This is a genomic window from Pelosinus propionicus DSM 13327, assembly GCF_900114615.1.
GTDB classification, from domain to species: domain Bacteria; phylum Bacillota; class Negativicutes; order DSM-13327; family DSM-13327; genus Pelosinus; species Pelosinus propionicus.
In genome coordinates this window covers 1-25,840 of sequence record NZ_FOTS01000056.1, presented here as the reverse complement: position 1 = coordinate 25,840, position 25,840 = coordinate 1, and the positions used below count along the sequence as shown (strand labels likewise).

General features: G+C 40.3%; 39 protein-coding genes. 37 read left to right on the top strand and 2 right to left on the bottom strand.

Annotated features, from left to right (window positions below; translation table 11 throughout):
• Window positions 1-104 precede the first annotated feature (104 nt).
• From BMZ99_RS21655 to BMZ99_RS21535, 25 genes are all read left to right on the top strand, one after another.
• Window positions 105-302, top strand: coding sequence for a hypothetical protein (locus BMZ99_RS21655; protein ID WP_090942796.1), 198 nt, complete (start codon window positions 105-107; stop codon window positions 300-302).
• The gene (locus BMZ99_RS21650) at window positions 302-1,267 is read left to right on the top strand and encodes a hypothetical protein (protein ID WP_090942793.1); all 966 of its coding nucleotides are present in this window, start codon (window positions 302-304) and stop codon (window positions 1,265-1,267) included. The genes BMZ99_RS21655 and BMZ99_RS21650 overlap by 1 nt, the downstream gene beginning before the upstream one ends.
• Complete coding sequence (locus BMZ99_RS21645; RefSeq protein WP_090942790.1) at window positions 1,264-2,472, top strand: metallophosphoesterase family protein; 1,209 nt, start codon at window positions 1,264-1,266, stop codon at window positions 2,470-2,472. Before BMZ99_RS21650 ends, BMZ99_RS21645 begins: the two co-directional genes overlap by 4 nt.
• Window positions 2,462-2,719: a hypothetical protein gene (locus tag BMZ99_RS21640; RefSeq protein ID WP_090942787.1), complete on the top strand. Its 258-nt coding sequence runs from the start codon at window positions 2,462-2,464 to the stop codon at window positions 2,717-2,719. The genes BMZ99_RS21645 and BMZ99_RS21640 overlap by 11 nt, the downstream gene beginning before the upstream one ends.
• A gap of 3 nt (window positions 2,720-2,722) precedes the next feature.
• On the top strand, window positions 2,723-3,583 hold the full coding sequence (locus BMZ99_RS21635; RefSeq protein WP_090942783.1) for a hypothetical protein: 861 nt from the start codon (window positions 2,723-2,725) through the stop codon (window positions 3,581-3,583).
• A complete protein-coding gene (locus BMZ99_RS21630; RefSeq protein ID WP_090942780.1) occupies window positions 3,580-3,747 on the top strand; it encodes an AAA family ATPase in 168 nt (55 codons plus the stop codon). The genes BMZ99_RS21635 and BMZ99_RS21630 overlap by 4 nt, the downstream gene beginning before the upstream one ends.
• Complete coding sequence (locus BMZ99_RS21625) at window positions 3,719-6,124, top strand: sbcc family protein (RefSeq protein WP_175490655.1); 2,406 nt, start codon at window positions 3,719-3,721, stop codon at window positions 6,122-6,124. The genes BMZ99_RS21630 and BMZ99_RS21625 overlap by 29 nt, the downstream gene beginning before the upstream one ends.
• A 205-nt stretch (window positions 6,125-6,329) precedes the next feature.
• Entirely contained in the window at window positions 6,330-6,596 is a 267-nt protein-coding gene (locus tag BMZ99_RS21620; protein WP_175490654.1) for an AbrB/MazE/SpoVT family DNA-binding domain-containing protein, read from the top strand.
• Window positions 6,593-6,868 carry a DUF6011 domain-containing protein gene (locus BMZ99_RS21615; protein ID WP_090942769.1) on the top strand — a complete coding sequence of 92 codons (276 nt, stop codon included), beginning with the start codon at window positions 6,593-6,595 and terminating at the stop codon, window positions 6,866-6,868. Before BMZ99_RS21620 ends, BMZ99_RS21615 begins: the two co-directional genes overlap by 4 nt.
• 183 nt (window positions 6,869-7,051) lie before the next feature.
• On the top strand, window positions 7,052-7,708 hold the full coding sequence (locus tag BMZ99_RS21610) for a hypothetical protein (RefSeq protein WP_090942766.1): 657 nt from the start codon (window positions 7,052-7,054) through the stop codon (window positions 7,706-7,708).
• A gap of 75 nt (window positions 7,709-7,783) precedes the next feature.
• Entirely contained in the window at window positions 7,784-8,290 is a 507-nt protein-coding gene (locus BMZ99_RS21605; RefSeq protein WP_175490653.1) for a Holliday junction resolvase RecU, read from the top strand.
• A gap of 2 nt (window positions 8,291-8,292) precedes the next feature.
• Complete coding sequence (locus tag BMZ99_RS21600; RefSeq protein WP_090942760.1) at window positions 8,293-8,544, top strand: hypothetical protein; 252 nt, start codon at window positions 8,293-8,295, stop codon at window positions 8,542-8,544.
• An 83-nt stretch (window positions 8,545-8,627) separates the two neighbouring features.
• The gene (locus BMZ99_RS21595; protein WP_090942756.1) at window positions 8,628-9,491 is read left to right on the top strand and encodes a frataxin family protein; all 864 of its coding nucleotides are present in this window, start codon (window positions 8,628-8,630) and stop codon (window positions 9,489-9,491) included.
• Between the two features lie 180 nt (window positions 9,492-9,671).
• Complete coding sequence (locus BMZ99_RS21590) at window positions 9,672-9,887, top strand: LysM peptidoglycan-binding domain-containing protein (protein ID WP_090942753.1); 216 nt, start codon at window positions 9,672-9,674, stop codon at window positions 9,885-9,887.
• Window positions 9,888-10,372: 485 nt separating this feature from the next.
• On the top strand, window positions 10,373-10,525 hold the full coding sequence (locus BMZ99_RS27460; RefSeq protein WP_090942747.1) for a DUF2292 domain-containing protein: 153 nt from the start codon (window positions 10,373-10,375) through the stop codon (window positions 10,523-10,525).
• An 83-nt stretch (window positions 10,526-10,608) separates the two neighbouring features.
• Window positions 10,609-11,187, top strand: coding sequence for a sigma-70 RNA polymerase sigma factor region 4 domain-containing protein (locus BMZ99_RS27205; protein ID WP_245755099.1), 579 nt, complete (start codon window positions 10,609-10,611; stop codon window positions 11,185-11,187).
• 121 nt (window positions 11,188-11,308) lie between these two features.
• The gene (locus tag BMZ99_RS21570; protein WP_090942744.1) at window positions 11,309-11,497 is read left to right on the top strand and encodes an aspartyl-phosphate phosphatase Spo0E family protein; all 189 of its coding nucleotides are present in this window, start codon (window positions 11,309-11,311) and stop codon (window positions 11,495-11,497) included.
• A 504-nt stretch (window positions 11,498-12,001) separates the two neighbouring features.
• Window positions 12,002-12,196, top strand: coding sequence for a hypothetical protein (locus BMZ99_RS26030; RefSeq protein WP_139214814.1), 195 nt, complete (start codon window positions 12,002-12,004; stop codon window positions 12,194-12,196).
• Window positions 12,197-12,209: 13 nt separating this feature from the next.
• Window positions 12,210-13,271 carry a DNA methyltransferase gene (locus tag BMZ99_RS21565; RefSeq protein ID WP_090942741.1) on the top strand — a complete coding sequence of 354 codons (1,062 nt, stop codon included), beginning with the start codon at window positions 12,210-12,212 and terminating at the stop codon, window positions 13,269-13,271.
• Window positions 13,232-13,606, top strand: coding sequence for a DNA-methyltransferase (locus BMZ99_RS21560; RefSeq protein ID WP_090942739.1), 375 nt, complete (start codon window positions 13,232-13,234; stop codon window positions 13,604-13,606). The genes BMZ99_RS21565 and BMZ99_RS21560 overlap by 40 nt, the downstream gene beginning before the upstream one ends.
• 110 nt (window positions 13,607-13,716) lie before the next feature.
• Complete coding sequence (locus BMZ99_RS21555; protein ID WP_090942736.1) at window positions 13,717-14,049, top strand: cupin domain-containing protein; 333 nt, start codon at window positions 13,717-13,719, stop codon at window positions 14,047-14,049.
• Between the two features lie 150 nt (window positions 14,050-14,199).
• The gene (locus tag BMZ99_RS21550; protein WP_217645128.1) at window positions 14,200-14,496 is read left to right on the top strand and encodes a hypothetical protein; all 297 of its coding nucleotides are present in this window, start codon (window positions 14,200-14,202) and stop codon (window positions 14,494-14,496) included.
• 20 nt (window positions 14,497-14,516) lie between these two features.
• On the top strand, window positions 14,517-14,696 hold the full coding sequence (locus BMZ99_RS21545; RefSeq protein WP_090942733.1) for a phage terminase small subunit-related protein: 180 nt from the start codon (window positions 14,517-14,519) through the stop codon (window positions 14,694-14,696).
• Window positions 14,697-14,766: 70 nt separating this feature from the next.
• Window positions 14,767-14,994 (top strand): hypothetical protein, encoded by a 228-nt coding sequence (locus BMZ99_RS21540; protein ID WP_090942730.1) that lies wholly within the window; start codon window positions 14,767-14,769, stop codon window positions 14,992-14,994.
• Entirely contained in the window at window positions 14,981-15,286 is a 306-nt protein-coding gene (locus BMZ99_RS21535; protein WP_090942727.1) for a phage tail tube protein, read from the top strand. The genes BMZ99_RS21540 and BMZ99_RS21535 overlap by 14 nt, the downstream gene beginning before the upstream one ends.
• A 99-nt stretch (window positions 15,287-15,385) precedes the next feature.
• On the opposite strand, the gene BMZ99_RS21530 is transcribed toward BMZ99_RS21535, so the two are convergent.
• Window positions 15,386-15,841, bottom strand: coding sequence for a GNAT family N-acetyltransferase (locus BMZ99_RS21530; RefSeq protein ID WP_090942724.1), 456 nt, complete (start codon window positions 15,839-15,841; stop codon window positions 15,386-15,388).
• A gap of 166 nt (window positions 15,842-16,007) precedes the next feature.
• Here BMZ99_RS21530 and BMZ99_RS21525 point away from each other — a divergent pair, with 166 nt between their 5' ends.
• The 11 genes from BMZ99_RS21525 to BMZ99_RS21485 all read left to right on the top strand — a co-directional run bounded on the left by BMZ99_RS21525 (window position 16,008) and on the right by BMZ99_RS21485 (window position 24,282).
• Entirely contained in the window at window positions 16,008-16,427 is a 420-nt protein-coding gene (locus tag BMZ99_RS21525) for a phage tail assembly chaperone (RefSeq protein WP_175490652.1), read from the top strand.
• Between the two features lie 189 nt (window positions 16,428-16,616).
• Window positions 16,617-18,386 (top strand): phage tail tape measure protein, encoded by a 1,770-nt coding sequence (locus BMZ99_RS21520; protein ID WP_175490651.1) that lies wholly within the window; start codon window positions 16,617-16,619, stop codon window positions 18,384-18,386.
• Window positions 18,331-19,422 (top strand): baseplate J/gp47 family protein, encoded by a 1,092-nt coding sequence (locus BMZ99_RS21515; protein ID WP_090942716.1) that lies wholly within the window; start codon window positions 18,331-18,333, stop codon window positions 19,420-19,422. Before BMZ99_RS21520 ends, BMZ99_RS21515 begins: the two co-directional genes overlap by 56 nt.
• Window positions 19,412-20,080 carry a putative phage tail protein gene (locus BMZ99_RS21510; RefSeq protein WP_090942713.1) on the top strand — a complete coding sequence of 223 codons (669 nt, stop codon included), beginning with the start codon at window positions 19,412-19,414 and terminating at the stop codon, window positions 20,078-20,080. The genes BMZ99_RS21515 and BMZ99_RS21510 overlap by 11 nt, the downstream gene beginning before the upstream one ends.
• A 12-nt stretch (window positions 20,081-20,092) precedes the next feature.
• Window positions 20,093-21,730 carry a pyocin knob domain-containing protein gene (locus tag BMZ99_RS21505; protein WP_090942710.1) on the top strand — a complete coding sequence of 546 codons (1,638 nt, stop codon included), beginning with the start codon at window positions 20,093-20,095 and terminating at the stop codon, window positions 21,728-21,730.
• A gap of 56 nt (window positions 21,731-21,786) precedes the next feature.
• Window positions 21,787-22,149: a hypothetical protein gene (locus BMZ99_RS21500; protein ID WP_090942707.1), complete on the top strand. Its 363-nt coding sequence runs from the start codon at window positions 21,787-21,789 to the stop codon at window positions 22,147-22,149.
• A 1-nt stretch (window position 22,150) separates the two neighbouring features.
• Complete coding sequence (locus BMZ99_RS27455) at window positions 22,151-22,276, top strand: CD1375 family protein (RefSeq protein WP_281246855.1); 126 nt, start codon at window positions 22,151-22,153, stop codon at window positions 22,274-22,276.
• 95 nt (window positions 22,277-22,371) lie between these two features.
• A complete protein-coding gene (locus tag BMZ99_RS26540; protein WP_175490650.1) occupies window positions 22,372-22,542 on the top strand; it encodes a hypothetical protein in 171 nt (56 codons plus the stop codon).
• Between the two features lie 42 nt (window positions 22,543-22,584).
• Window positions 22,585-23,121 carry a phage holin family protein gene (locus tag BMZ99_RS21495; protein WP_090942704.1) on the top strand — a complete coding sequence of 179 codons (537 nt, stop codon included), beginning with the start codon at window positions 22,585-22,587 and terminating at the stop codon, window positions 23,119-23,121.
• A gap of 16 nt (window positions 23,122-23,137) precedes the next feature.
• A complete protein-coding gene (locus BMZ99_RS21490; protein WP_090942701.1) occupies window positions 23,138-23,716 on the top strand; it encodes an N-acetylmuramoyl-L-alanine amidase family protein in 579 nt (192 codons plus the stop codon).
• Window positions 23,717-23,718: 2 nt separating this feature from the next.
• Window positions 23,719-24,282: a YfgM family protein gene (locus tag BMZ99_RS21485; protein WP_090942698.1), complete on the top strand. Its 564-nt coding sequence runs from the start codon at window positions 23,719-23,721 to the stop codon at window positions 24,280-24,282.
• Between the two features lie 109 nt (window positions 24,283-24,391).
• Here the strand turns inward: BMZ99_RS21485 and BMZ99_RS21480 are convergent, their stop codons facing one another.
• Window positions 24,392-25,243 (bottom strand): hypothetical protein, encoded by an 852-nt coding sequence (locus BMZ99_RS21480; RefSeq protein ID WP_090942695.1) that lies wholly within the window; start codon window positions 25,241-25,243, stop codon window positions 24,392-24,394.
• Window positions 25,244-25,561: 318 nt separating this feature from the next.
• On the opposite strand from BMZ99_RS21480, the gene BMZ99_RS21475 reads away from it, so the two are divergent.
• Window positions 25,562-25,840 (top strand): helix-turn-helix domain-containing protein (locus tag BMZ99_RS21475; protein WP_139214813.1); only part of this gene is annotated, 279 nt, incomplete at its 3' end.

The following is a 25,840-nucleotide window of genomic DNA, read 5'->3' as shown; positions in this document are numbered from 1 at the left end:
CCAGGAGTCAAAATTGAGGATTATATTCGCATCGCTGTATATCAATGTCCAAAATGTCTTGCGACTTGGTCCACCTTAACAAATACGAAAGCGAGGAAATCAAAATGAAGAAAGTTGTTAATCTTGGAGCTTCATGCACTACTTGTAAATTCCAGGATCGGTCAAATCATGATGCATGCTATAAATGCATGCACTTGAATGGAAAAACAGGATGGGAACCAGCCGAAGGGGTCCAGGTAACAGAGGGAGAGGATTGGCAAGGCAATCTTACTCGTCGTGTAGTAACAGGGGGTGTAGCGTAATGGAAAATAATGTAACAATATTAGCACCGCAGCAGCAAAATGGAGCGCTGCTTGATATGGATTCTAATGGGGCAAGTGATATGGCAATTCGATTAGCAGAAATGACAACTAAGCTTGATCTGGTTCAGAAATTCTTCAAGCAGGTTATGGTTAAAGATTTAGATTATGGAATTATTCCAGGTACGGACAAGCCTACTCTTTATAAGCCCGGTGCAGAAAAGCTTTGCGAATTATATGGATTTGCTCCTATTGTAAAGGCCAAAAATGACACTCGGGATTTTAAGACTGGATATTACTTATCGGAGATTACTATGCAAATCGTACACCGTAAGACCGGTACTATCATTGCCGAAGGCGTTGGCGAAGCAAGCAGCTATGAAAGTAAGTATCGATATCATTGGGTGTATGAAAGTGATGTTCCAAAAGGCTTAGATAAAGAGTCAATTGTAAGTAAAATTTTCAAAAATAAGAAGACTGGTGCGGAATATGCGAAATATCGGATTGAAAATACGGATCTGATCGACCAGTGGAACACTATTTTGAAAATGGCAAAGAAAAGAGCTTTAGTGGATGCTGTTTTATCAGCAACTAGAAGTTCAAGTATTTTTAGTCAATCTGAGGATGAACTGGAAGCTTGGTTGGAGGGTGAAGGTAGCGATGCCCCTAAAGAAAAGCTTGAAAAACAGCGTAGTGCTCCCAAGGCCAGTGATGAACGTTCTTCCTTTACTCCACCTACAGGTAATAAATTGTCGGACAAGCAGTATGGCAAAATCGTCGGTGATGCCAAGCGAAAAAACGTTGATGAAAATGGCATCAAATCCATCGTGCAATTTGTGAAAGGTAAATCTCTTAGTGATTTGACCACTGCTGAAGCGAGTTCAGTAATTGATTTTATAGCAAAAACCAATGAGGAAGAGTTGCAAGACTTGCTTATGTCAGCTGCACTGCCAGGTGATATGGCATGAAAATAGGACATATTGCAGATATACATTGGGGTCTAGGTTATTCTGGCCCCACTGCTACAGCTCGGTTCGATGATATATGTCGCACAATGGATTGGGTAGCGGATCGGATGATAGCAGAAGGTTGTGACATTGTAATTGTTGCTGGCGATATGTTTCGAAAAGCTGATATTGCGTTAGAAAAGGCAAGCAAGGAGATCAGGGCTTGCACCGCATGGCTGCGAAAACTAACTGCAGTTGGTATTGAGATAGTTATCATTTCAGGTACTCCCAGTCATGATCCTATCAGTGCGTATGAATTGTTGAAAGATTATCAGCTGCCTAAGGTAACAATCGCAACAGAGCCAATTTGGTACGACTATGATGGTGAATGTGGTTTTTCAATAGTCTGCATTCCAGGGATGGATCGCTCAAGCTTTGTCAGCAAAGAAGAATATCGCGGACTACCGGCGCATGTGGTTCATCAGATGATGACGGACCACATAACGGAGACTTGCCAAGAGTTTCGAAGAGAAAGCAATTATAGTCCGACCATACTCGTTAGCCATATGACTTATGATCTTGCTGAGACAGGATTTGAAGATGTATTAATGCAGCAGGAAGCAATCCTTACTACGGATGCAGTTGCAGGTTATGATCTGGTTACACTAGGCCATATCCATCGCCCTCAGCAGAATGGCAATGTATTTTATAGTGGATCTCCTGAACGACTTAGCTTTAATGATGAAAAGGTTGATGCAGGATTTTGGATTCATGAATGGGATGGGCAGAAGTTTGATTCGAGATTTATTGATACTCCAGCAAGACGCTTTGTGACCTATAAATTAGATGAGTTCGGAGTAAAAATGGTCATTGAAGATTCATTATGTTGGGACTGGGATGAAGGTGATGAAGAGGATCATGGACCATGTCCTAAGGATGCGGTTGTTCGAATTCACTATACATGCAGTGAAGAACTGAATCGGCAGCTCAATCGAAGAACGTTAGAAAAATCTTTATATGATGCAGGTGCTTACTATGTCAGTGAAATTAAAGGTGATGTTAAACGTTCTGAAGATCGATTGCGTGATGCGGAGATTACAGAAGCACTTGGACCTATAGATGCACTAAGAAAGTGGGCTAATAATCAAGAGAGTGAACCAGCGGAGATTGAGGAATTGGCAGCTATGACGGCTGAATTACTGGAGGTGCCAGCTGATGCCTTGTGAATGCTTTGTAGGTTCTGATGGTAGTGTGATGATGATTTGCAGCAGAGGACGCAAGCCAGTTGCGCCTTGCCTTTACTGCGGAAAACCCATGACTAGCTTATGTGACTATCCTGTAGGCAAAGGAAAGACTTGCGATAGGTCAATGTGTAATCAATGCAAAACCAAGATAGGTCCTGATTTGGATGTTTGTCGTGAACATAATAATCCTGGTGCTGTTATTGCTACAAAAAGGGTGGGGGTAGTTTAGCATATGGCAAATGCAAATATCATTATCCCTGGTGAAATGGCGTGGCGAACGACTCCGCGCCAGGTAGTACTCAAAAGAGTAGAGCCAGAAGATCCAACCCCCATTGAATGTGTTAGAAAAGGCCTATCTCTTTATAGAGCACGCCCGATGTATCCGCAAGAATTAACACCGGAAGATGCACAAGTTTTGCTTGAAAGCAAAGTCTCTAAAATCCTTATAGCAGCTTCTTATCAAATGGCTACATCAGATCTTTATAAGAAGCTGATCGAGTGGGGTATTCATAAAAAGGGCAGTAAGAAAATTTTTGGTAGTGAAACCTCAAAGGAGATGGAAAGTGTGCCTAATCAATTAATGACTCCAGCGGAGTGTATTATTAATCATATTTCGTTAGAAAATGCTCAGAGAATGTCACCTGAAGATTTGACTCAGGAGGATGCTACTCTTATTTTGAAGGCAGGTCATGGTCCTTCAGTATTACTGAAGTATTATTCCTTCAAAAGCCCTGGGGGTTTATATTACAAACTGGAAAAATGGGGTTTGCATAAAAAGAAGCATAAAGTTACTCCTTCAGCTCCTAAGGTACCTAAGAAAGAGGAAGAATCGTCGTCACCTAATGTTGTTCTTCCTCCTCCACCGATACCTGATCCAAAGTTAGCTCCTAACATACCTAAAACTAATTATGTAAGCGTAGGCCCTCCTTATTCAAAGTTGCTTATGGAAGGATTTGAGATTGCCAATATAGCGATGGATACCATCTTTTTTAGTTCCCCTGGACGTCAGCGCCCATCCTCTCAGATTGATTTTATTCTAGAATTACTCGTAACGGCACGAGATAAAGTTGCGGAACGGAGGCAAAAGCAATGAGACCACTACGCATACAAATTAAAAACTTTGGGGCCATTCCTTATACTGACATTGATTTGTCTAATACAGACATTGCTGTTATATGTGGACCGAACGGAGCAGGAAAAAGTACAGCTTTTACAATAGCCCCGATGTTTGCGCGGTACCACAAAACCTGGCACTAGTGCGGATGATATGGTACGTATGGGTACTACTGAAGCAGAGGTCATATTCGATTATGAGCATCAAGGGGAGATTTTTAGAACCATTCGTACTCGCAGTACAAAAGGTAAAGGGAAAACCACGTTAGAGCTGCAGCGTAAATCTGGAGAGCTATGGGCTAGTGAATCCGGTGCTAGTATTGCTGAGACACAGAAGAAGATCATTGCCTTACTAAATCTAGATGCAGAAACCTTTTCCTCTAGCAGCATGATTCTCCAAGGGAAAGCGAATGAATTTACCTCTAGGCCAGCGGGGCAGCGAAAAGCCATATTGGCTCAGGTGTTGCAGCTAGATCAATACGAAACGCTCCAGGAAAAAGCGAAGGCAAAGCTTCAATCGACTACCTTGGAGTTAGAAAAGGTCAAAGTCAGAGTATCTGAAATTGATGGGCGTTTATCTGCAAAGCAAGGGCTTGAGGCACAGAAGTTAGAGGTTCAGGTAAAAAAGGTCGCCATTGAAACCCAAATCAAGAAAGCTGACGCTGATTTACAGGCTGCCCAGGTGGAACATAACGTGTTGGTCGCTCGTATTCAACAGGCTGATGAAATTGGCAAACAAGCAGAAGGCTTGAGAGTTGCCATTGATGCCAAGACGATTGAACGCGATCGGCAGCAAGGGCGTTTGGATACGGCCAATAAGCTTTTACTTCAAGAAGAAACGATTTTGACCAAAGTTGTGGAATATGAGCAGACACAACAACAAGTTACCGTACTGCAGACCCAGAGAGAGCAACAGACTACGCTGCAAACAGATACTATGCGATTAGAAGAAGAACTTGCTGGCGTCGTAACTAGTTTGAAAAATACCAATGATGAAATTGTTAAGCTGGAATCAATTCTAGCAGATCGTCCTAGACTGGAGATCGCAGCTGCAGATTATAAGCAGGCAATAACTGATTTTGCAAAGATAGATACGCTTAAGATTTCCTATGAAGATCTTTCTCGCCAAAGGTTAGATGTTCAAAAGGCACTTGAACTATCTGCCACTCGTTTTGAAATGAAAAAGACAAATCTATCTAAGGAAATTAAGTTGCTTGAAGGAAAGACAATCATCTTACAAAATGCACAGTGCATTGATATAAAACGGGCAGAATGTGCCTTTTTGAAAGACGCCAAAGAAGCCCAGGGAAGAGTTACGGAGTTATTAGCTCAGATTGAAGTACTTAAGAATCCTGATGCAGAAAATCTGCAAAAACAGCAAGAGGATTTAAAAGTGCAGATGAATGGTCTTAACTATCAAACTACGGAATGGAGTAGGCTACAGGGGTTAGTGAATACCTTACAACCAGATGCAGAAGCCTTTGCTAAGCTAGATGGTCAGATTCAGCTACTGGACAACTATAAAAAGCAAAATAGTGAATATCTAGCTCGTCAAACCAATCTTGAAACTAGAATTAAATCCATGAGAGAACAGTACCGAGTATTGGCCGAAGGGGTAAAAGAACTTCCAGCGATGGAAGAAAAAATAAAGCTGCTGCAGCCGTATCTTTTATCGAAAGATCAGCTTGCGATAGCACGAGAAGTATCAACTTCAGCTAACGAAGTGATTACTCGTTTAAATGCTGAAATCACTGCCCTTACAGAGCAGGCAACTAAACTTGAAGCAGAGTACGAATCCATCATCGGGGATGCCAAAGGATTAGAGCAGGCTGCCAAAAACAAATGCACAAACCTGCAGACAGCACTCCAAGTATCGAGAGATGAATTAACACGTTTAGTCGCTGCTCTTGGAGGTATACAAGCGAAACTAGATGCTTTGACAGAGGATGAAATCACTCGGCAGACCTTAGTGGATGAAATGGCACCTTTATCAAAAAAAGTTGTCCGGTATCAGACGTTGGTAAAAGCATTTAGCCGTGATGGAATCCCTGCTCTTATTATCGAAAATGCGGTACCGGAACTCGAACGTATTGCTAATGATATTCTTGGTCAGATGTCTGGCGGTAAGAATTATCTCAAGTTTGAAACGCAAAAAGAACTGAAGAGCCGGAGTGGTATGGCAGAGACCTTAGATATTATTGTTGGTGATTGGGCTGGTGAGCGCATCTATGAAACGTATAGCGGTGGAGAGCAGCTGCGCATAGACTTTGCTATTCGCTTTGCTTTAGCCGAATTATTGGCTCGGCGTGCTGGCTCTAAAGTAGACTGGTTGACGATCGACGAAGGCTTTGGGAGCCAATCGGATGAGTTTTTACCGATGGTGATTGATGCGGTTAAACAAGTTGCTAGTCGCTTTGGCGTAGTGCTTGTCATTAGTCATGTGAAAACCGTCCAGGAAGCGTTTGAACAGAAAATTTTCTTTAAACCTGAAGATGAGTCTGTCGAAGTACTGGTCGCATAGCTCACATACGTTAATACTCATTGATAAAGTAAGAATCATTCCACCGTAAAGTAAAAAGGGAGTAATAAAAGATAAGGTGGTTAAAACCTTATCTAAAATAATAAAATTCATCAATTCGTTACCTCCAAAAAAAATCAAGATAAAGCATCTTATGCAGAAGATCATAAAATGATTACAAATAAAAATTAAGGGAGAGAAAAATATCATGAAATCAACTGGTATTGTAAGAAAGCTAGATAACCTTGGACGGGTAGTCATTCCCATAGAAGTCAGAAAAACGCTGGAAATTGAAGAACGAGATGGCTTAGAAATCTTTGTTCAAAATGATCGGATCATCCTTCAGAAATACCAGCCATCTTATGAGTGCTTATTTTGCCGTAGTTCCCAAAATGTTAGTGCATTTAAGGGAAAATCAATATGTAAAGATTGCCTAGAATCCATTACACAAAAGAAGCCTGGCGATGTCGCATGAGCGAACGGTGCGGGCGTTGCAATCGGGTACTGAGAGACGTCATTAGTAAAGAAAAAGGATTTGGTCCAGTGTGTTGGACTAAAATCATTGGTACCAGGGAGAGTCAAAAAGGACAGGGGAGATTGTTTAAAGATCCTGAGTTATCTTTTAGCGGTGACATTATTCTAAAACGCAGCGAGAATGGCAGCGTACTTACAAACGTATTGCAGCAGATTGAACTCCATAGCCTGAGTGGTTTTGAATGGGGCTATGGTGGTTCGGGTACCTTATGATGGCGCCATAATTAAAGGCAAAGAGATAAGGAAATGGTTAAAGCAGCATAAGGTTGCTTAATAGAGAAATTAAGGCGGTGCATAATGCCGCCTCCTTACTCGAAATTTAGATGCAATGATAACGTATGAATTGTTACAGAGATTATAGTAATAGATCCAAGATTTGCTCTTAGGTGGTGGCTTATGAACTATATGCGAGAGTTGAATGCGTTTAGGGATTGGACAATGATAAACCGACCTTCTACAGGGGTAATTGCTTTATGGTACATGTTAATGAGCATAAACAATATGATCGGCTGGAAAGAATGGTTTACTGCGCCCAATCAAACTGTTCAACTACTTACCGGATTGTCCCGACAAGGGGTCGAATCCACAAGGAATTCGCTAATTCAATATGGATTAATTGAATATAAAAAAGGCAAATCAAACCAAGCAGGAAGTTATCGTATGATTTCTCTTTTGGAAGAAAAGAAACAAGAAGTGCCTGTGGATAATTTTTCTGAGTGTCAGAATTTAGGCACAGTACTAGGCACACCTGTAGGCATAGATGTAGGCACAGTAGTAGGCATACCACTAGGCACAGGTGTAGGCACACCTGTAGCACATTCTTATACTAGACTAGACGTAGACAAAACTATAAATATAAATATAAATAATAGCGCGCGCGAGGCTATGGTTGTGGATAACTCGAAAATTGATTCTGTGTGTCCAAAATGCAATGGCCAAGGATGGTATCTTACTCAAGTGCCCTTTAACAACGGCATAAATACGAGGGATGAAGCCGTTACCTGTGATTGTAAGAAAAAGCCTGCATCATGGGCTATGGAAGCAATAAAATAAGCTAATGTATATGTTATTTTCTGGGAAATATTAGGAAAATGATTCTATCAGTGCTGTATGAATGGAGGTGTAGGTGTGAGATATGCCCATGCAAACCGTGGTAAGGCTTTTGAAGAGTCGATTATCATGGTGAATGAAATCTATAAGGCCAGAGGCAAAGCCATTATAACTAAAGTGCCGACGGAGTGGATTCCCATTCGCCAGGGCGGGAAAATCGTATCTGCAAAGGTGGAGAATAAGTCAATCGTGGATTTTCTGGGGAGCTATAAGGGACAATCCATTGCCTTTGATGCAAAAGAGTGTTTGTCTTCGGATCGGATTCGCTGGGCGGAGCTAAAAGAGCATCAACAGGAGTTTCTTGATCGGCATGATAAGACGGGCGGGATCTCCTTCGTGTTTGTTAGTTTTAAGGGCGGAAGATACTTTGCGGTACCGTGGAAAGTTTGGGAGTATGGGCTGGATGAATGGCAAGCGGGCGGGGCTGCATCGATACATAGCAAGGATTTTTCACCAGAGTGGAAGGTGCCACAGAGTTTGGATTATTTGCCGGTAGTGGATCGGCTGTTTAGGAAGGTGGGGTGAAAGTGGCTATTGTCAGTGTTTATGTTGATCTAGAAGAGTTTGAGGATGACGATTTACTTGAGGAAGTCAAGAAACGTGGTCTATTAAAGGCTGAAAGTAATGAGTATAGCGAGATTATTTCATTGCTGGAGAATAGTTCAGACGCAGCTGTTATTAAGACCGGGGTTGGCGGAGCCTTTAGTGTGAGTGTTGGTGGTAGTTGTGCTTATACTGATAATGGAAGATCAACGATAATTATTATCAATGGCGAGTAATATCCCGGTTATCAAATGTTATGAGTGCCTTGTGCGCACGTATAGAGAAACGAACTCAAATAAAATTGATTGGAGTGGGGAGAATGAATCAATATTTATCGAGGGATGAAAAAGAGAATCTGGTCAGGCTTATGACACTCAGAGTCCAGCTTGAGAAAGTCATTGAGTTATACTCTAGTTTGAAGAACGTAGATAAGAAATTTCTTTCGGAGCTCAGGCATGCAAGGACACGCTTAGAAAAATCAGCAGACATACGTCTAGGCTATCTTGATGAGCAAGCTAAGGAAAATCTAATGGTATCGATCTCCAAGCCGGCTACACCGGAAGCCATTCAAGCCAATGTGGAAGACGACCTGGATCTCGATTGCGAAAATAATGGTCTACCTGTTACCCTATTGCTTAACAGCGGCCTGAAAATTGTAATGCATCTGCCAGAGCATATGACTGAATGCCTCATAGAAGAAATTAAGCGCCCAAGTCGTTTTTCTCGCAGCATATGTGCTAAGTTCGTAGATGATGAATTTGTGGCAATTGATATGCAGGAAGTTGTCGGCATGCATGTGTCTGGTTTGGAAGATCTTGAATGGGCAAAGTTGAAACCGGTGCAAACGCAAAGTAATAGCACCACCGACCAGGAACGATATCGTATTGAATGTTCGTGTGGTGCTGAGTATTTTGCTAATATGTATAATGGCTTTCCAGGTGGTCGAACGAAAGGACGTTGCCGTGAATGTCAAAAAACAGTATTTGCTGATCTCCAGGTGAAGGAAATTTCTGATCCAAGTGATGGCGTAGGAGCAACATTGCTGACGAATCGATATTTTGTTAATAGGGAACCTCAGCAAGTAAAAGAAATGTGCCAGGAGCAAGCGCCTTCGCGCAATCTACAGGTACATAGTAAAAACTACGGTCGTGAATATAAAGACCCATGTCAATTAATTGGCTAAAAAAAGAACAAGACCAGCTCCGTTGATGGTCTTGTTCCAGGAGAATATGTACAGGCTCCATTGTTATGGTCACCTGCTGGAAGAAAGTGTGTGCACAATAATATTATTACCGACTCAAGCATATGTTATACACGGAAAGAGTAAGTATAGTTGAATTTTGATTAAGGAGATGTCTTGAGAGTGAAACAGTTTATGGTGGGATTGATCTTATTTACAATGCAGTATACAGTAAACGCTGGTGATACGCTGCAGTCAATCGCTGAACAATATTGCCAGGGCGATGATCCTCGACAGATTGCGGAGTTTCGTGAAGGGATCAGAGAATTGAATTATGAGGTGATTGGTGAGAGTGATGTGTGGGCGGGTCTGGTTTTAGAAATAAATCGGTGGAAGTGAAATTTATTAGAGCGTGAGGAATAAAAAAAGCCCGAAGGCTTTTTAATAAAAAATAAGTAAATGCGAAACTAGCGCGGCCAGCAATCTTGTCTGGGCCAGCAACTTTGTCTAGGCCAGCAATTTCTCCTAGGCCAACAACCCCGTCTAGGGCAACAAGATCGTCTAGGACAGCAACTATCATTAGGCCAGCAATACCAATTATAACAAGAGTCAATAGGGTAGCAGCCTAGGCCGAATTCCCATAAATCTGATGCATATAATTTTTTTCTTGAATTAGGATCTTCTTTCCAGTCCTCAATTTCAGGGTGACCCCATTTGCGATAGCCCATCTTTATAATTACCTCCTAACTCACCAATAGAAAACTTATCTATACATAATATGATCTATGGTAAATAAAGGTGATTAAGCGGTTATCAATTTAGTTTCTAAATCTTTATAGTATCCAGATTGATAAAAAGGAGACAGCACCTTAAAGGAGATAAGGATGACATTAAGCAATGATCTCATACAGCAAATAATCAAGTCTAAAGACCAGCTAAATTCTCTCAAGTTTGGAAATGTAGATTTTATCATACAAAACGGTGAAGTCACCCGAGTCGATATACGGCAGAGTATTCGTCCGGAGAAAAAAGAATAATTGGCTGACCGAAGAACGGAAGCCGACACTATCTGGCATTGCTAGGAGTGTCGGCATTTTATATTTATGAGTGGGGTGGGAATATGCAAACGAAAAGAGTAAAGCCATGGGAAACACTAATAGGAAAAGTGCTTGTAAAATATTATCATAAACAGTCTAGATTAGAGCAATTGCGAGGTATTGAGGTCATTTTGTTAGGTGATATCCGTGAGATGGAAGAAACAATAAAATGTATAATGGACACCCCAAAAATGACAGCAAAATATGGTTATTCACCAGGTGGTAGTAGTGATTGTAGAGATCCCTTGGCTTCCATGATAGAAAAGTTAGAGAGCGCAACACGCAAAGCACAGCAGCTTCTGCCAGATAAATATAAGAGATTAATTAGCATTAGATACCGAATCCATGAGATACGAGAATGGATGGCGCCATTTGACATAGCTTTTAACCGATTGACTGAAGAGGAAAAGCGTATTTTAGAAATGAAATATTCATGGCGTAGATCAAATCGTAGTATAGCAGATATGTTTCATTGTACTGAAAAACGTATAAGATCCATTCATTATAAAGTTATAAAATATGTTACGATTTGCTTCCAAAAGCAAAGTGGACGCAAAATGGACGCACATGGGGCCGGTTTTTATGATAGGATAGTAGTGTAAGTAAATGTGAAAGTTATTAGACCGTCCCGTTGGGGTGGTTTTATTAATACTTCAAAATGATTTAAATCACATACTAATTCTTCCTCGTTGAGTATAATTATCTCAAAGGGGATGAACTGCGATGGATGATTTAGTAACTAAACAATTGTGGGAAGATACAGAACGATTACGTGAAGAGCTTCATGATATTGCTATGAAACAAGGCATAAACTCCCCGGGAACGATCAGAGCAAGTCAATTATTAGATATTAAAATAAATGAATACTATCGCTGTCAAAGACAAAGCAGATTACGATCAAGTCGTTTATAAAGCGTCCTAATGGATGCTTTTTTTATGCAAAAAAAGAACCACGTTTTGGTGGAAACGTGGTTGCAAGAGTATACAGCTTGGCGAGTGTTTAAAAGAATTAGCAAGAGGAAAAATCGTTATTATCGCAGCAGAAAAGTAATAAAATGATGATTATAATAATAATGCAGCCGGAGCCACCGAAACCATTACGTCCTCCAAATCCAAAACCCATAAGTATTCCTCCTTTATTATCAATTAATGTATTGTATGATGGTGAAATAAAAAGGTGAGTAACGATGAAAAAATAATGTGATGAGAGCCTGCATTGCAGGCTTTTTTTATGCAAAAAATGAGGTGATATAGTGAAATGTTATACAGACTGTGCTTATAATCAAGAAAGCGAATGTACACGCGATACATACCACTTAGAACAGGCTAAATGTAAAGATAGATCTATTTTGAGATTTGAGACCAGAGACAACAAGTATACAATCCTAAAAACCCTTGACTTTAAGAGCGTAGTAAGTGATTAATGTAACAACGCTAAACGAAAAGGGGATAAAACAGATGGATAAAAGTGCTAAAGAGTTAATGGGACATATGATGTATGGTATCTTCGATAGTATTAACAATGCTGACATTATTACTAAGAATGGTGGTTTTATCGTAAAACTTCCAGATGGAAGTGAATATCAAATAGATCTTAAAAAGAGTAAGTAAGAAGGGAGAATGTATGAGTGAATTTACTGTATCTGGTGTACCAGTGCGTTGCGCTTATAGCGATTTGGCCGACATAACAACATTGGTCCCAAATCCACAGAATCCAAACCAGCATCCGCAAAAACAAATTGAATTACTGGCTAAGATTATAAAGAACCAGGGCTGGCGTGCACCAATAACGGTGTCGACTCGCTCTGGTTTTGTCGTACGCGGCCATGGTCGGCTTTTGGCGGCTCAATTGTTGGGTGTTGAGCAAGTACCTGTAGATCGGCAAGATTATGCAACAGAGGCCGAAGAATGGGCCGATTTGATTGCAGACAATCGGATTGCAGAACTATCACAGATTGACGAGGGATTGTTAGCCAGTTTGCTAACTGAAATAAGCATTAGTGATTTTGATTCCTGCTTAACCGGCTTTTCTGACAAGCAAATTGATAACTTGCTGGCCGACTTTAATATTCAGGAAGTAAAAGAAGATAACTTTAATCCAGCTGCAGCTGCTGCTGAGATTAAGGAGCCAATCACTAAACCAGGTGACATTTGGCAGCTTGGCCGGCATCGTCTTATGTGCGGTGATGCGACACTTATTTCAGATATGGAAAGGTTAATGGATGGTAGGTTAGCATCGATGGTATTTACGGATCCACCTTATAATGTTGCATATGAGGGCGGGACAGCAGATAAATTGACTATTAAGAATGATAACATGTCGGCTGATAAGTTTAATCAATTCTTACATGATGCATTCATATCTATGTTCATTGCGACAGAGCCGGGTGGCGCTATCTATATTTGTCATGCTGATTCCGAGGGGGCGAATTTCCGCGGCTCATTACTAGATGCTGGCTGGCTTTTAAAGCAGTGCCTAGTCTGGGCTAAGAATCAATTCGTGATTGGTAGACAGGATTATCAGTGGCAGCATGAGCCCATCCTTTATGGATGGAAGCCTGGTGCAGCTCATCGGTTTTACGGTGGACGCAAACAAGGAACTGTATTTGAAGAAGCAGCGCCAATCATTGTCAGAGAAGACAATGATTGGCGCTGCTTACTTTTACTGCCGGTATTCAAAGTATAACCATCCGGGTACCATCGTTTGAGGTGTTGCAATCAGGCGATGATAGTCTATCCACTGTGTGGCGTTTTGAGAAGCCGCTTCGAAATGGTGAGCATCCAACTATGAAGCCGATAGGGCTATGTGCTAGAGCTATACAAAATAGTAGCCGGCCAGGCGACCGTGTAGCTGATTTCTTTGGTGGATCTGGAAGCACATTGATGGCTGCTGAACAGACGGATCGAGTATGTTATATGGTAGAGGTGGATCCCATTTATTGTGATGTCATTATTAAACGTTGGGAAGAGTTCACAGGACAAGTAGCCGTAAAACTTACTGGTACATTAACTTTTGAATAGAGTAAGTCCAATTGTGTTATAAAAGAATTAATTGGATATTTACCAATGGCACTTTTTCATTTATCCTTTGTTTCATATTAGTCAAAAATCATAATTTAGGAGGTGTGCCCATGGCTACTTTCCCGGAGCCAATACTTAACTTGCCGGAAGCTGATATCCCATTAAAAGGAATAAAGGCATATTTGTCCCAAAGCGAAAAGCACCAAATTATCTTTATGGAATTTAATGAAGATGTTGAACTACCAGAACACTCTCATGAATTTCAATGGGGTATCGTCTTAGAAGGAAAAATTGATCTAACAATTGATGGAGTAAAGAAAACATTTGTTAAAGGTGACCGTTATTTTATTCTCGAAGGAGTTAAACATTCCGGCAAAATTTACGCTGGTTATGCCGATATGACTTACTTTGATCAAAAATCCCGATATAAGATAAAAGAATAATAAGCTAACCGTTTAGAAATCCAGGTAGCGTAAAGCTTCCTGGATTTTAAGCTTTTCTCTTTATCAATTAAGAGGGAAAGATAGAGGGTGGACGCGCTAACGTCCACCCTTTTTTCTGGGCACTCCCAGCAGGAGATAGTAGGCTACACTGTGGCCACAGATACTCTCCAACTACTATCTCGTATCCATTTTAAACCATGGATGGGGGTGCCGGCAATTGATAAAACGAACAAATGTTCGATAAAGGGTAAGAATAGCTTACTATTACAGCATCATGCTTCGATTTGCGAAGGAATTCAAGATTCCAAAGTAAAGTACCGTAAAATTGTTCAGGCAGGCATTGCCAAATGGGTAAGTGACTTTCAAAAGGGTAATATCGAGATTAATAGCGTGGATGATTTGAAAAAGCTAATAGAGCTTGATATAGAACTACAGCGCGATGACTAGTGGAGGTGGGTGATATGTAAATGGCAAGGCCAAGAAATCCTGATAGGGATAAGGCTTTTGAAATTTGGCTTAATAGTAATGGTACAGCTAAACTTAAAGATATTGCTGCTGAGATTAGTATCCCTGATTCTCGCATCAGGAAGTGGAAAACTGAAGATAATTGGGATCAAAAAATAAAGGAGCGCTCCGATTGGCAGTAAAAACGCCAAAGGTCATGGAGCACCTAAAGGTAATAAAAATGGCATTGGCAATCGTGGAGGTCCTGGTGGTATGCCAGGCAATAAAAATGCTGTAACCACTGGAGAGTATGAAACAATTTGGTTTGACTGTCTGACCGAGGAAGAGCAATTGCTCTATGATAAAATCGATACCAGTACCTTGGCGCAAGTTGAGGCAGGTATAAAGTTCTTTACCTTTCGCGAACGTCGTATGATGGAGCGGATTCATAGTTTGATGTCTGGAAATCAAGCGCCTGGGCGTACGTATGACTGGACATAAAACAGTTGGAATGTCGGGCAGTGGAACGGTGACAGAGTATCACGCTACTTCTAATGTTGGTTTACTGTTTCAGAAATATAAAGACACAGGTGAGGATGTTTATCTTGATGGAACTGCTATACTTGATGATAAATCTGGCGGTCGCGGAACAGAACGAATTGCCTTGACAGGGATCAACTTTGATAGTGTAGCCATTATTAATATTGACGCTGAAGGCGATGTCATTCAGGACGAATTACCTTTCACGATTGAAGATTTTAACTATATTAGTCCTTTAAACGCAACAGTCTAGAGGTTATCTCTAGACTGTTCTTTAAAAATGGCTCTATTTTCGATTTGTAACTAGAAGAAAACTGCCCTTTGAAGGCAGTTAAATGAACGTAAAACAAACTTATAATTCCTTTGTCATAAATACGCTATTAGGATCTTCTATGTAATCCGAAAACGGCTTGCAAAATTGAAAATCAAAACTCACATAGAGTCTTTTAGCTGGATTGAAAGCACTCATTGAGCCCGTTTCTAAACTTAGCCGCTGGTAGCCACGTCGTTTAGCTTCCTCAATGATATGCTCAAGCATTCGCCTTGCAACACCTTTTCTTAGATGTGATGAAGAAGTTCGCATTGATTTTATCTCTCCATGTCGATTATCAAGTTCCTTGAGTGCCCCGCAGCCAACTAATTGACCTTGTTCCCATGCACTCCAGAATGTAATTTCTGGTTTTTTCAATTCCTCAAGATTTAGAGCATGCCTACTTTCAGGCGGAGAATTAAGTGCCATATTCTGAAGATGTTCTCCGATTAGTGTAGCTACTTCCGATCCAGTTAAATCATCTAGTTTAATGTCCAAAAAAATCACTCCATAGACTCTATTATTTTAATCATTAATGTTAGTTATATTATATTCATACTCGATTTTCCTGCATATTAGTTCAGGAAGAAGAGATGTTCCGCGAAAAGTTGAATCGTTCTCTTAAAAATTAGCACAAAAATATAAAATTGGAGGTTTTATGTATATGGATATGTCAGTTTTTATGAAAGGGAAAGCTAAGCAGTTACCTGAGGAAGAAAAAGTGATCACTAAGCTATTTGAGGATGAAGAGGGGCAGCCGATTCCTTTCAAATTTAAGGCAATCACCACCACTCTGATAGATAAATTAAAAGCAGATTGCACAACGATTAAGTACATAAAAGGACAGCGAATTGAGAGTTTTGACCGAGATCGATTCTCTTGCAGAATCGGAATTGAAACAACGGTATTTCCCGATTTTAAGAATGCAGAGTTACTGCAATCCTATAATTGTATTGATCCTGTTGATTTGGCCAAAACAGTCCTCAATCTAGGTGGTGAATATACGGAATGGATTCAGACTTGCTCAAGGATTAATGGGTTTGATGACACCATTGAAGACGTAGTAAAAGAAGCAAAAAACTAATTCAGAGCGGTAACTATGACGCGGTTCTCGCTCATCGAATTTGGCAGCGTCATCATCTTCTACCACAAGCTTTTTGGCTTATGGATGAATACCATAAGTCATTTTTACTTGCCTCAGAGGAACTTGTGATGGAACAGGAGAAAAAGGATGCTCAAAAAGCAGCAAAAAAGGGAAGAAGGAGGTGAGTTGATGGCAAGTATGTTTGCTAGATTTGAAATGCAGGATAGGATCTCGGCTAAACTAGATCAATTAGCAAGGAGAACTGAAAAATACACGGAAGCCTCTCAAAAACTTGCTAAGTATGGAGCGATGGCTTTTGCTGCAATCGGGGCTGCTGTTTTAACGGCTGGAACGGCAGTCGCTCATGCATCTGATAATCTAAATCGAGCTCTAAATAGTGTACAGGCTTCCACCGGTTTAGTAGATGCCGAAATGAGTGGTCTTAAAGATACGATGCTTTCGATTTATAACAATAATCTTGGAGAGAACTTTCAGGATATAGGCAAAGCATTATCTACCGTCAATCAGATAACCAATGCATCGGGCAAAGAATTAGAAAAACTTACGTCCAATGCATTGATGCTGAGAGATACGTTTGAGTTTGAAGTGAACGAATCAACTCGTGCAGCCGATGCATTAATGAAAAACTTTGGGATTACGGGGGATCAAGCCTTTACATTGATCGCGCAAGGTGCCCAAAATGGAGCAAATAAAAATGACGATCTCTTGGATTCGTTAAATGAGTATTCGGTGCAATTTAAAATGCTAGGCTTTTCTGCTGAACAGTTTACTAATGCACTTATAAACGGTGCTGCAGACGGAGCTTTTAGTATCGATAAAGTGGGAGATGCTGTTAAAGAGTTTACGATTCGTTCGAAAGATGGCTCAAAATCTAGTGCTGAAGGATTCGCAGCCATGGGACTTGATGCAGAGCAGATGACAATGGCATTTGCTCAAGGTGGACCAGCAGCACAAGATGCATTTCAAACTGTGGTTAAGGCGTTAGCCGGTATGGAAGATCCCGTTGCACAAAATACGGCTGGCGTGGCATTATTTGGAACGATGTTTGAAGACCTAGGTGCCAAAGCGATACTGGCTTTAGGAGATACTTCTGGTATTGCAAATTCGACTGCAGACACATTGGAAAGGATCAATGCTGTAAAGTACAAGGATTTCGGTTCTGCAATTCGGGGGATTAGTAGGCAATTAGAGACTGGAATATTAGTACCCCTAGGAGATAAACTGCTTCCGACACTCAACGTATTTGGAAACTGGATTATCAGTAATATGCCTGCTATTCTAACCACTGTGATGACTACATTTGACGGAATCAGTAATGAGATTGAGTATATTGCTAATAATTTTGATGTGTATGGTCCAGCAATTGCAGCTGTGATAACAACGATCGTAATCCCTGCATTAATTGGATGGACTAAAACAGAATGGGAAAGAACAGCGGCAACTAGAGCAGCAAATATGGCAACCGTGGCATCAATGGCTCCCTTAATTGGTATAGCACTGGCAGTTGGTGCTGGTGTAGCCCTATTGGCATTAGCTTGGAAAAATAATTTCATGGGTATTCGAGAGATTACTTCTGACGTAATTACGAGTGTTGGTGCAAAATTTGAAGCTTTAAAAATGTTCTTTGAAGAAAATCAAGTAGCAATTGGAAATACGGCAATGGTTTTAGGTGTTGTCTTTGCTCCTGCATTAATCAAGACAGGGGTTGAGGCAGCCATTGCTGGAGTTAAAATCGCAAGTACCTTTGTTGCTAGTATCATTAACTCTGGGAGACAAGCTGTGATTGCCAATGCCAATATAATGGCATCTTTTGTTGCAGGAATGATACGAACGGGAATTGTAGCGTTGGCTACTGGGACTTTGATAACAGGAGGGCTAGTAATTGCCCTTACTTCTTACATGGTACAAGGCTGGCAATGGCAATCTTGTCATACCTAAAGAACTGATTGTAGTTGCCGAACTTTTGACAAAACATAAACGAAAGGTAAAGCTTTCATCAACAAACATTACGGATGAAGAAACCTTAAGAGGAGAAGGTCCGCATCAGCATGATCTGACAAGTATTATCTTGGATAATGCTGAACTAGAATTTCTCAACGAATTAGCAGTGGGGGAAAGTGTCACAGTCATACGTTTTGCTGGTGGTCAAAAATATTGGATATGTACTGGATCCAGTGGTCGAATCTTTGTTGGTGACCGATTTCTAATTGAAGATACCTATTTCAAGGCAACTGGACAAATTGATATTCCAGGGATCGTGGGAATCGAAAGTGAAACAGTCGGCAGCCAGACGGTCATCGATTACAATAGCGAAGTACTTTCTGTTGAGGGAATCCCTGGACTAGAAAGTGCTTCTTTACTTTTTGAACATGAGAATGATTTTAATGGGGTGGATGCTGAAAGCGATGAGGAGTTGCGTGAGCGCTACTACATAACTGTCAGAAGAAACCCTGGCAGTGGTAATATTGATGATTATGAATTCTGGTGCAGTGAGATTGTAGGAGTAGGAAAGGTCATTGTGCAGCCTCTTTGGGCCGGAGGGGGAACCGTTAAAATCACAGTCTTAGATAGCAATGGAGATCCTGCATCTCCTGGACTTGTTTCAAACGTCAAAGAATATCTAGATCCTGAACCAAGCGGCAACGGTATGGGGAAAGCTCCGATAGGTGCCCATGTGACTGTTGAGCCGGCAGTTCCTGTTGCAATTGATATTATTGCAAGTATACGAATGGATGGTTCTAAGAGCCTGGCAGATGTACAAGTTGAATTTGCTAATGATGTTGACAGTTATTTTACGAGCATTAATCTGAGCTCTAACCGTACTGTGATTGTAAACAGGATTGGATCAGCACTGGTTAATATGAAAGGGATTACGGATTATGAGGGGCTTTTGCTAAATGGCAGCAATATAAATATAACTCTTGGAGTGAATGAAATCCCCTCACTTGGGGCGGTGATGCTAAGTGAAATCTAGTAAAATGAAGGATTATCTTCCTGATTATTATCGTGATTCCAGGCAAATGAACGTGATCATGGAAACAGAAGGGAAAGAGCTGGACACGCTGGAGGCAAATATCCAAGATGTTGAAGGCCAGTTCACCATTCAAAAGGCCACTTGGAAGATACCAACCTATGAAGAAATCTTTGCTGTTACGACTGCAGCAGGAGATACTTTGGAACAGCGCCGAGCAAGACTATTGTCCAAACTGAGGCTTAGAAGTCCGACCACTAGGCAAGAATTCATTCGATTTCTAGAGCCATTTGCAAATGGTGTAGAGATCGATCAGCATTTTTCAGAGTACCTGGTGGAGTTCCTTTTCACTGGCATGAAGACCAGCTTTGAGACCATTGATAAGGTTCTTTACTGGACCATGCCTGCTCATTTGGATTGGAGGCTGCGTGTAAACGGTACCTTTGAATTTGGCAGTGAATTATATTATGCCGGCGGTTTTCAGTTTAGTAGTTTACCAAGGCAATCAGAATTTGAAGAAGGGTATGGATTTTCAAGTCTGATTAATCCGGATCAAGGTGGCAGTCTGAGGTATCCTTCACCTGAATTTGATAGTGCAAAAGGATTCTCAAATAATAGCCGAGATACAGGCGGCTTTTTCGGTGGTCTATATATAAAATAAGGAGTTGAGACGATGTCATATCCCGATGATTTAGAATGGAATCAGCCTGGGGTTGAGCCGACACAGGCAAAGAAAGATGAAGGATGGAAGCCAGAAGAAAAACCACCAGCAGAATATTTTAACTGGTTTTTTAATCGGACGTCCCAGGCTGTCAAATATTTAAAAGGAGAATCAGAAAAATCAATTGACGACGACCGAATTGGCAATCGAACCATTTCAGATACCGTCACGGCAACTGCAGGAGCAGGAAGTTTAACCAATTTACTCAGTAAGCTTGGCAATATGATCAAGCAAATAACAGGTAAAAGTGCATGGTATACAGCACCAGCAACAACGCTAGAAGCAGCTAATACGCACATAAACGCTACCAGTGGGGCGCATACAGCCTCTGCAATAAGCAGTGTTGCCACAGGAGATGTAGCAGCAACAAATGTACAGGCTGCTATAGCGGAGCTGGCATCTGAAAAAGCAGCATTATCTTCTTTTGATTACTCTACTGAAATCACAGCTACTGATTGGAACACATTAATCAAAAATGGGAAGTATTATGTTATAGGCGCTAGCGCTCTTGCTATAAATGGACCTTTGCCCGCAGGAGACGCTAATCATATCTTCTATCTTAATGTCATAAATGGGACATCAACTCGAACAAATTATGTAAGCCAACACGCTACTAGTGCAGTAACTGGAAACATTTATACTCGTAAGAATCAGGGAGGCACATGGTCAGCATGGAAAGAAATACCTACTACCGATACCAGTTTTACAAAGTCTTCAACTACACCTACAAATAGAGATTTAAACAATTTTACAATCGCCGACTCCTACTGGCATTTTGATACAGGATCAGGTGCGGTTTTAAATACACCTTATGGGACGTTGGCAAATGCATCAGGACAAGTTGGAATGGTTAGAAATCATGGTGGTAGTAGCGCACGAATAGTGCAATATTTTGATTTATATTATAGTAGTGGAAACGCTAATCCATTAACTGCTTGGAGAAGAACATATAATGGAGATAGTGGCACTTGGTCAGCATGGCAACAAGTAGCTACGGCAAACATGATTACGGACTATGGGATAGGAACATATAACTCTGGAGTGCATACGGCAGATTTATTGGATAAAAGTGGTTTGTATTATTGTAATAATACTGGCGGGGCACTTCCTGGTGGCATTAGTGATTGCACGATATTGCATAATGCGTATGACGGTAATCATGCGACACAACTAGCAATAGAGTACAACAGTTCTACAACGCCTAGGATGTGGTTTAGGACGAAAAAATCAGGCGTTTGGAATCCTTGGAAACAAATAGCTACTACAGACGAAACAACCGTAGCGGCCACAGCTTACGATTCAGCTCATTTGTTTTCCGGTAACGGCTATCAAAAACTGAGTAATGGATTAATTTTACAATGGGGCAGATATGTAAATACGGTTGGTAATGCTACTATAGCAGTAACTTTACCAATTACGTTCCCAAATGCTTTTCTAGTACCGTCTGCGACACTAAGAGGCAGTAACTATTACACAGGTAATTCTAGTTGTTATGCTGACATTATTTCTAGCAGTCAAATTCGTTTAACGATTGACGAAGATAGTGCTGGACCATCTAGTGATATATTTTACTTTGCAATAGGATATTAAGGAGGGTAAGCCATGCAATACTATTTAAATTACGATCAAGACGGTAATATCTTGGGATGTTATGTAGATGTTATGTAGATGTTATACACGGCAAAGAAGTACCTGTATACAATACTGATCCAATCATTACGCAAGATGCAGAGGGTAACGATATCATACAGGAGGCAGGAACTGTCCCAGTAGGTACCACTTACGATTTATCTGCGATACCTAGGCCATATGTCTCAATTACTGAAGCAGAGCATGTAGACTGGATGGCAAATCAATCGACTAGAAAAATAGATATTAAAACTAAAAAACTGATTGAGTATACGCCTCCCGAACCAGCACCTGTAATAATAACGCCGTCTGTAAGCCAAGACTTGGCAGACGTTTGGGAAGCGATATTTGCGTTATCGTCAGAGAAGGGAGGGGAATAACTTGGCAGTATTAATAGAATGGAAGGTGAAAGGATATGTATATCTGGTCAAGGCTGGTCGTTTAAAAATCGAAGAAATTCCAGCAGAATATCAGACAGTAGTTGCAGAAAGATTGATTGCAGAGTAAGAGCTAAAATGAATATTTTCCTGATGGTGGTAGTTGTTGAGTATAAAATTTAAACCATTCATATACTAGAACAAAAGATTTGAGGAGTGAATTGCATGATCGTGTATGCTTATATTGACACATATTACGACTCAGCACACGGATATCAAGTACATATATTAAAATGTCTACTTGAAAAGCCACAGGGAATTGATGTAGAGGAACTCGAAGTAGAAAGTATAGATAAGGTGTTTTATGATGGTGAAAAAATAAGAGTGCTAAATTGAGGCTACTAGCCTCAATTTTTTATTTATTTGGGGGTGGGATAATTGGATATAGAAAATTTATTAAAAGCAATCGTAAAAGCGGGACAAAGTCTAGCAGATGCCTGGCTGTTTAAAATGGGGGTAGCGTTAGTAATAAGCACTGCTACCAGCTTACATGGTAGCGCATTAATTACTTTTGTTACGCTAGTATTCATTGATTTACTTACTCGGTGGATTGCTTTATGTTACACGCATTTAAAGGATTGTGGGTTGGAAAATGATCTAGTAAGTTGCATACTAGATATACCAGCAGCGTTCAAAGCAGGTTATATCAATAGTAATGCCATGAAACATCGATTTGTTGGCAAAATAGTTGTCTATATCGTACTAACCTTTATGGCGGTAAAAACGGATGAGCTGCTGCAGCTATCAGGTGAAGCAGCATTGATATTAAAAGTAACATGGGTTTATCTTGCAACAACAGAAGCCATTAGCGTATTAGAAAATTTAAGAGATGCAGGAGTTGAGCAGGCCAGTGGCCTGCTTGATTTTTTTCGTAGCAAATTGACGGTTTGGTTAGATCGGTTTAAACAAAGATAATTGGAGGGATTGTATTATGAGAATTTGTATTGATCCAGGACATGCAGGAAGATTGACAGATCCGGGGGCAGTATCGCCCTTTACAGGGTTAAGAGAATCGGACATAGTTTTATCCATGGCGTTCATGGTCCAGCGGTATCTGCAAGCAGTAGGGTATGAAGTTTTGTTGACTAGAACCCAGGAAGAACAGCCAGAAACTGACGACTTAAGTTATCGCACTAACTTATCAAACTCTTGGGGAGCTGATGTCTTTATTAGTCTGCATTGCAATAGTGCAGGCAGCTCATCCGCGCGAGGGTACGAAGTTTGGACTTCACCAGGGCAGACCAAAGGAGATATTTTGGCAACTAAAATATTTAACCAGGTTGCAGGTGAGTTCCCTGATCGAGTAGGGCGAACTGATTACAGTGATGGTGATTCAGATAAAGAAAGTCGTTTCTACGTGCTCATGTATACCAATGCACCAGCATGCTTGGTTGAGACAGCATTCATATCCAATGAGGAAGAAGGGCACTTATTAGCAAATCCAACCTGGCAGGATCGATATGCAAGAGCGATTGCTAGAGGTATCACTGATTATATAGGAGGTTTATAAAGATGATCAATTTAGATGCAAGTAAGTCGTTTATCTCAAACAATTGGAAATATTTTTTAGGGGTAGCAGTGTTGCTATCTCTTTTTTATTTTGGTAATAAAGAATATCAGCAGTGGAAGCAGCACATTATTGGTCAAGCACAGAAAGCCAATACGCAAACAGTTGTTACATTGCCCCCGCAGGTTATAAATACTAAGACGGAAACGATCAGAGAGGTATCCGTACAAGCGCCAAGCCAAGAGGGAGCTATCCTACAATTCGTAGAGCGTCAAGGCAAGGTTATTGCTATAGTAAATGGGAAAGAAGTTGAGGTTCCCAACATTTCTGGACAGCCTGATATTAAAATTGGTGAGAATGGAGAGCTTAGATTTTCTACGTCTTCTACTACAAAGATAGATGTTACCGATATGGCGAATGCGCAAGCAAGATTAATAGCTAACCAAGAACTAGAGAAACAGGCTGTAATCCATAAAAAGGAATTAGATAAAGAAAAGTCCGCTCGCAAAAAGGAGCGGATTGGTTGGATTATTGGAACTGCTGCAGGGGGATATTTGTTGAGTCGTTAATATATACACCGTCTTACCTTAATGACATTGACTTGACAGGGGGCACTTCATAATTAGTAGGGCGGTGATTTTTTATTAACATTATCGTTGGTAGTTATGTACTTTATTGCTAATGAGAGATTTGGTAATTTGGAATCAAATTGCTGAGAGTATAATACTTACCGGTATTCCCTTTTCGAATAAAACCGATTAAAAATTTACCATCACCTAAACTAGTGATTCCTTCACTTTCACCATGGCTAGTTAATTGATATCGTCCATCTACTTTCCCATCCATCGTAAACGTTTTAATTATATTGTTGCAATAATAATAGATCATATCGTTATAGATCTCTATACTTTGCATTGTGGCATCTTCATGATATTTAAATTGACTTTGCACATTAAAGTTATCATCGGTGATATAAAAAGTCTTATCTTTGTTAGAATTAACAACATAACCACCGGTACTTTGGTTATAGGCAACCCCTGTTATACTGTCGATACCTTCTACTCTTACTTCTTCTAACTTTTTCATGGTGCTGGCGTCAAAAATGTATAAGTAGTTTGCGGCTCGAATATCTTTCATCGGCACAAGAACAATAGTTTTATTGCTATTATTATATGTCATGTCATTAGCATGCCATATTTCCTCGTGAGAATACTGTCTTTTGATCTTATGTGTAACTCCGTCATACACGACTATGCGACCATAATGTTCTTTGGCGGTGTCGTGGCATTTAAAAGCTGCAATAATTTCAGATGCATCAGTGTTATATGCAAGCGACTCAAGATACCATAGACCATCGCCTTTTATAACTTGGGAATTAAAACTGAAGATAGGAGATATTTTTTTTTGGGGTGGAACCCATCTTTCAGCGTCAAGATGAGTGTATGATAGAGGCTCAGCTGAAGCGGGTTGAGTATAAAAAAAACCAAAAGCTAAATTTAGAATAAGTAAACTAAAAAAATATATTTTCACAATAATACTTACTTCCTTTTTAATAATATAATAATAGCCAATACAAATATAAAGCAAAAATGATTGAGTTCCATTACAGTTGAATAAAAAGAGAGCCATAACTTATTTTATATCATATTTTTAGAAAAGTGTAGGATATGTTAGCCAATTATTAATTGGTATACTCGAACTATAGGTATTGGTACGACTTGCTATGTACATAATAAAAAATGACGTTAATATATATGTTGCACCGTCTTACCTTAATTGATATGCTCCCCTTGTAATAGACAGTTGAAATAATAAAACTGTCTATTGCAAGGAAGGAGCATATTTTTTATGGGAAGCAAATTTACGGTTTCATATGAAGAACGCATTGATGCAGTTGAAAAGTACCTACGGAATGAATACTCCATGAACGATCTGTCAAAGCAATTAAAGGTAGCTAATACAAGCATTAGGCGATGGTTAGCAAGGTATCAGTCTTTAGGACCAGAAGGGCTACAGGAAACCTCGAAAAACCTATCCTATTCTTGGGAGTTGAAAGAAACAGTCGTGATGGATTATCTATCTGGTAGTGGTTCTCATATGGATCTTTGTAAAAAATACGGAGTAAAA

Excerpts from the sequence above, each read along its gene's own strand:
- BMZ99_RS21520 (WP_175490651.1), top strand. The coding sequence starts at position 16,617 with ATGGCAAGTATGTTTGCTAGATTTGAAATGCAGGATAGGATCTCGGCT.
- BMZ99_RS21570 (WP_090942744.1), top strand. The coding sequence starts at position 11,309 with ATGGATGATTTAGTAACTAAACAATTGTGGGAAGATACAGAACGATTA.
- BMZ99_RS21610 (WP_090942766.1), top strand. The coding sequence starts at position 7,052 with ATGAACTATATGCGAGAGTTGAATGCGTTTAGGGATTGGACAATGATA.
- BMZ99_RS21500 (WP_090942707.1), top strand. The coding sequence starts at position 21,787 with ATGTTATGTAGATGTTATGTAGATGTTATACACGGCAAAGAAGTACCT.
- BMZ99_RS26540 (WP_175490650.1), top strand. The coding sequence starts at position 22,372 with ATGATCGTGTATGCTTATATTGACACATATTACGACTCAGCACACGGA.
- BMZ99_RS21640 (WP_090942787.1), top strand. The coding sequence starts at position 2,462 with ATGCCTTGTGAATGCTTTGTAGGTTCTGATGGTAGTGTGATGATGATT.
- BMZ99_RS27205 (WP_245755099.1), top strand. The coding sequence starts at position 10,609 with ATGCAAACGAAAAGAGTAAAGCCATGGGAAACACTAATAGGAAAAGTG.
- BMZ99_RS21655 (WP_090942796.1), top strand. The coding sequence starts at position 105 with ATGAAGAAAGTTGTTAATCTTGGAGCTTCATGCACTACTTGTAAATTC.
- BMZ99_RS21635 (WP_090942783.1), top strand. The coding sequence starts at position 2,723 with ATGGCAAATGCAAATATCATTATCCCTGGTGAAATGGCGTGGCGAACG.
- BMZ99_RS21525 (WP_175490652.1), top strand. The coding sequence starts at position 16,008 with ATGGATATGTCAGTTTTTATGAAAGGGAAAGCTAAGCAGTTACCTGAG.
- BMZ99_RS21620 (WP_175490654.1), top strand. The coding sequence starts at position 6,330 with ATGAAATCAACTGGTATTGTAAGAAAGCTAGATAACCTTGGACGGGTA.
- BMZ99_RS21485 (WP_090942698.1), top strand. The coding sequence starts at position 23,719 with ATGATCAATTTAGATGCAAGTAAGTCGTTTATCTCAAACAATTGGAAA.
- BMZ99_RS21540 (WP_090942730.1), top strand. The coding sequence starts at position 14,767 with ATGCCAGGCAATAAAAATGCTGTAACCACTGGAGAGTATGAAACAATT.
- BMZ99_RS21545 (WP_090942733.1), top strand. The coding sequence starts at position 14,517 with ATGGCAAGGCCAAGAAATCCTGATAGGGATAAGGCTTTTGAAATTTGG.
- BMZ99_RS21555 (WP_090942736.1), top strand. The coding sequence starts at position 13,717 with ATGGCTACTTTCCCGGAGCCAATACTTAACTTGCCGGAAGCTGATATC.
- BMZ99_RS27460 (WP_090942747.1), top strand. The coding sequence starts at position 10,373 with ATGACATTAAGCAATGATCTCATACAGCAAATAATCAAGTCTAAAGAC.
- BMZ99_RS21645 (WP_090942790.1), top strand. The coding sequence starts at position 1,264 with ATGAAAATAGGACATATTGCAGATATACATTGGGGTCTAGGTTATTCT.
- BMZ99_RS21505 (WP_090942710.1), top strand. The coding sequence starts at position 20,093 with ATGTCATATCCCGATGATTTAGAATGGAATCAGCCTGGGGTTGAGCCG.
- BMZ99_RS21535 (WP_090942727.1), top strand. The coding sequence starts at position 14,981 with ATGACTGGACATAAAACAGTTGGAATGTCGGGCAGTGGAACGGTGACA.
- BMZ99_RS21615 (WP_090942769.1), top strand. The coding sequence starts at position 6,593 with ATGAGCGAACGGTGCGGGCGTTGCAATCGGGTACTGAGAGACGTCATT.
- BMZ99_RS21565 (WP_090942741.1), top strand. The coding sequence starts at position 12,210 with ATGAGTGAATTTACTGTATCTGGTGTACCAGTGCGTTGCGCTTATAGC.
- BMZ99_RS21630 (WP_090942780.1), top strand. The coding sequence starts at position 3,580 with ATGAGACCACTACGCATACAAATTAAAAACTTTGGGGCCATTCCTTAT.
- BMZ99_RS21490 (WP_090942701.1), top strand. The coding sequence starts at position 23,138 with ATGAGAATTTGTATTGATCCAGGACATGCAGGAAGATTGACAGATCCG.
- BMZ99_RS21650 (WP_090942793.1), top strand. The coding sequence starts at position 302 with ATGGAAAATAATGTAACAATATTAGCACCGCAGCAGCAAAATGGAGCG.
- BMZ99_RS21595 (WP_090942756.1), top strand. The coding sequence starts at position 8,628 with ATGAATCAATATTTATCGAGGGATGAAAAAGAGAATCTGGTCAGGCTT.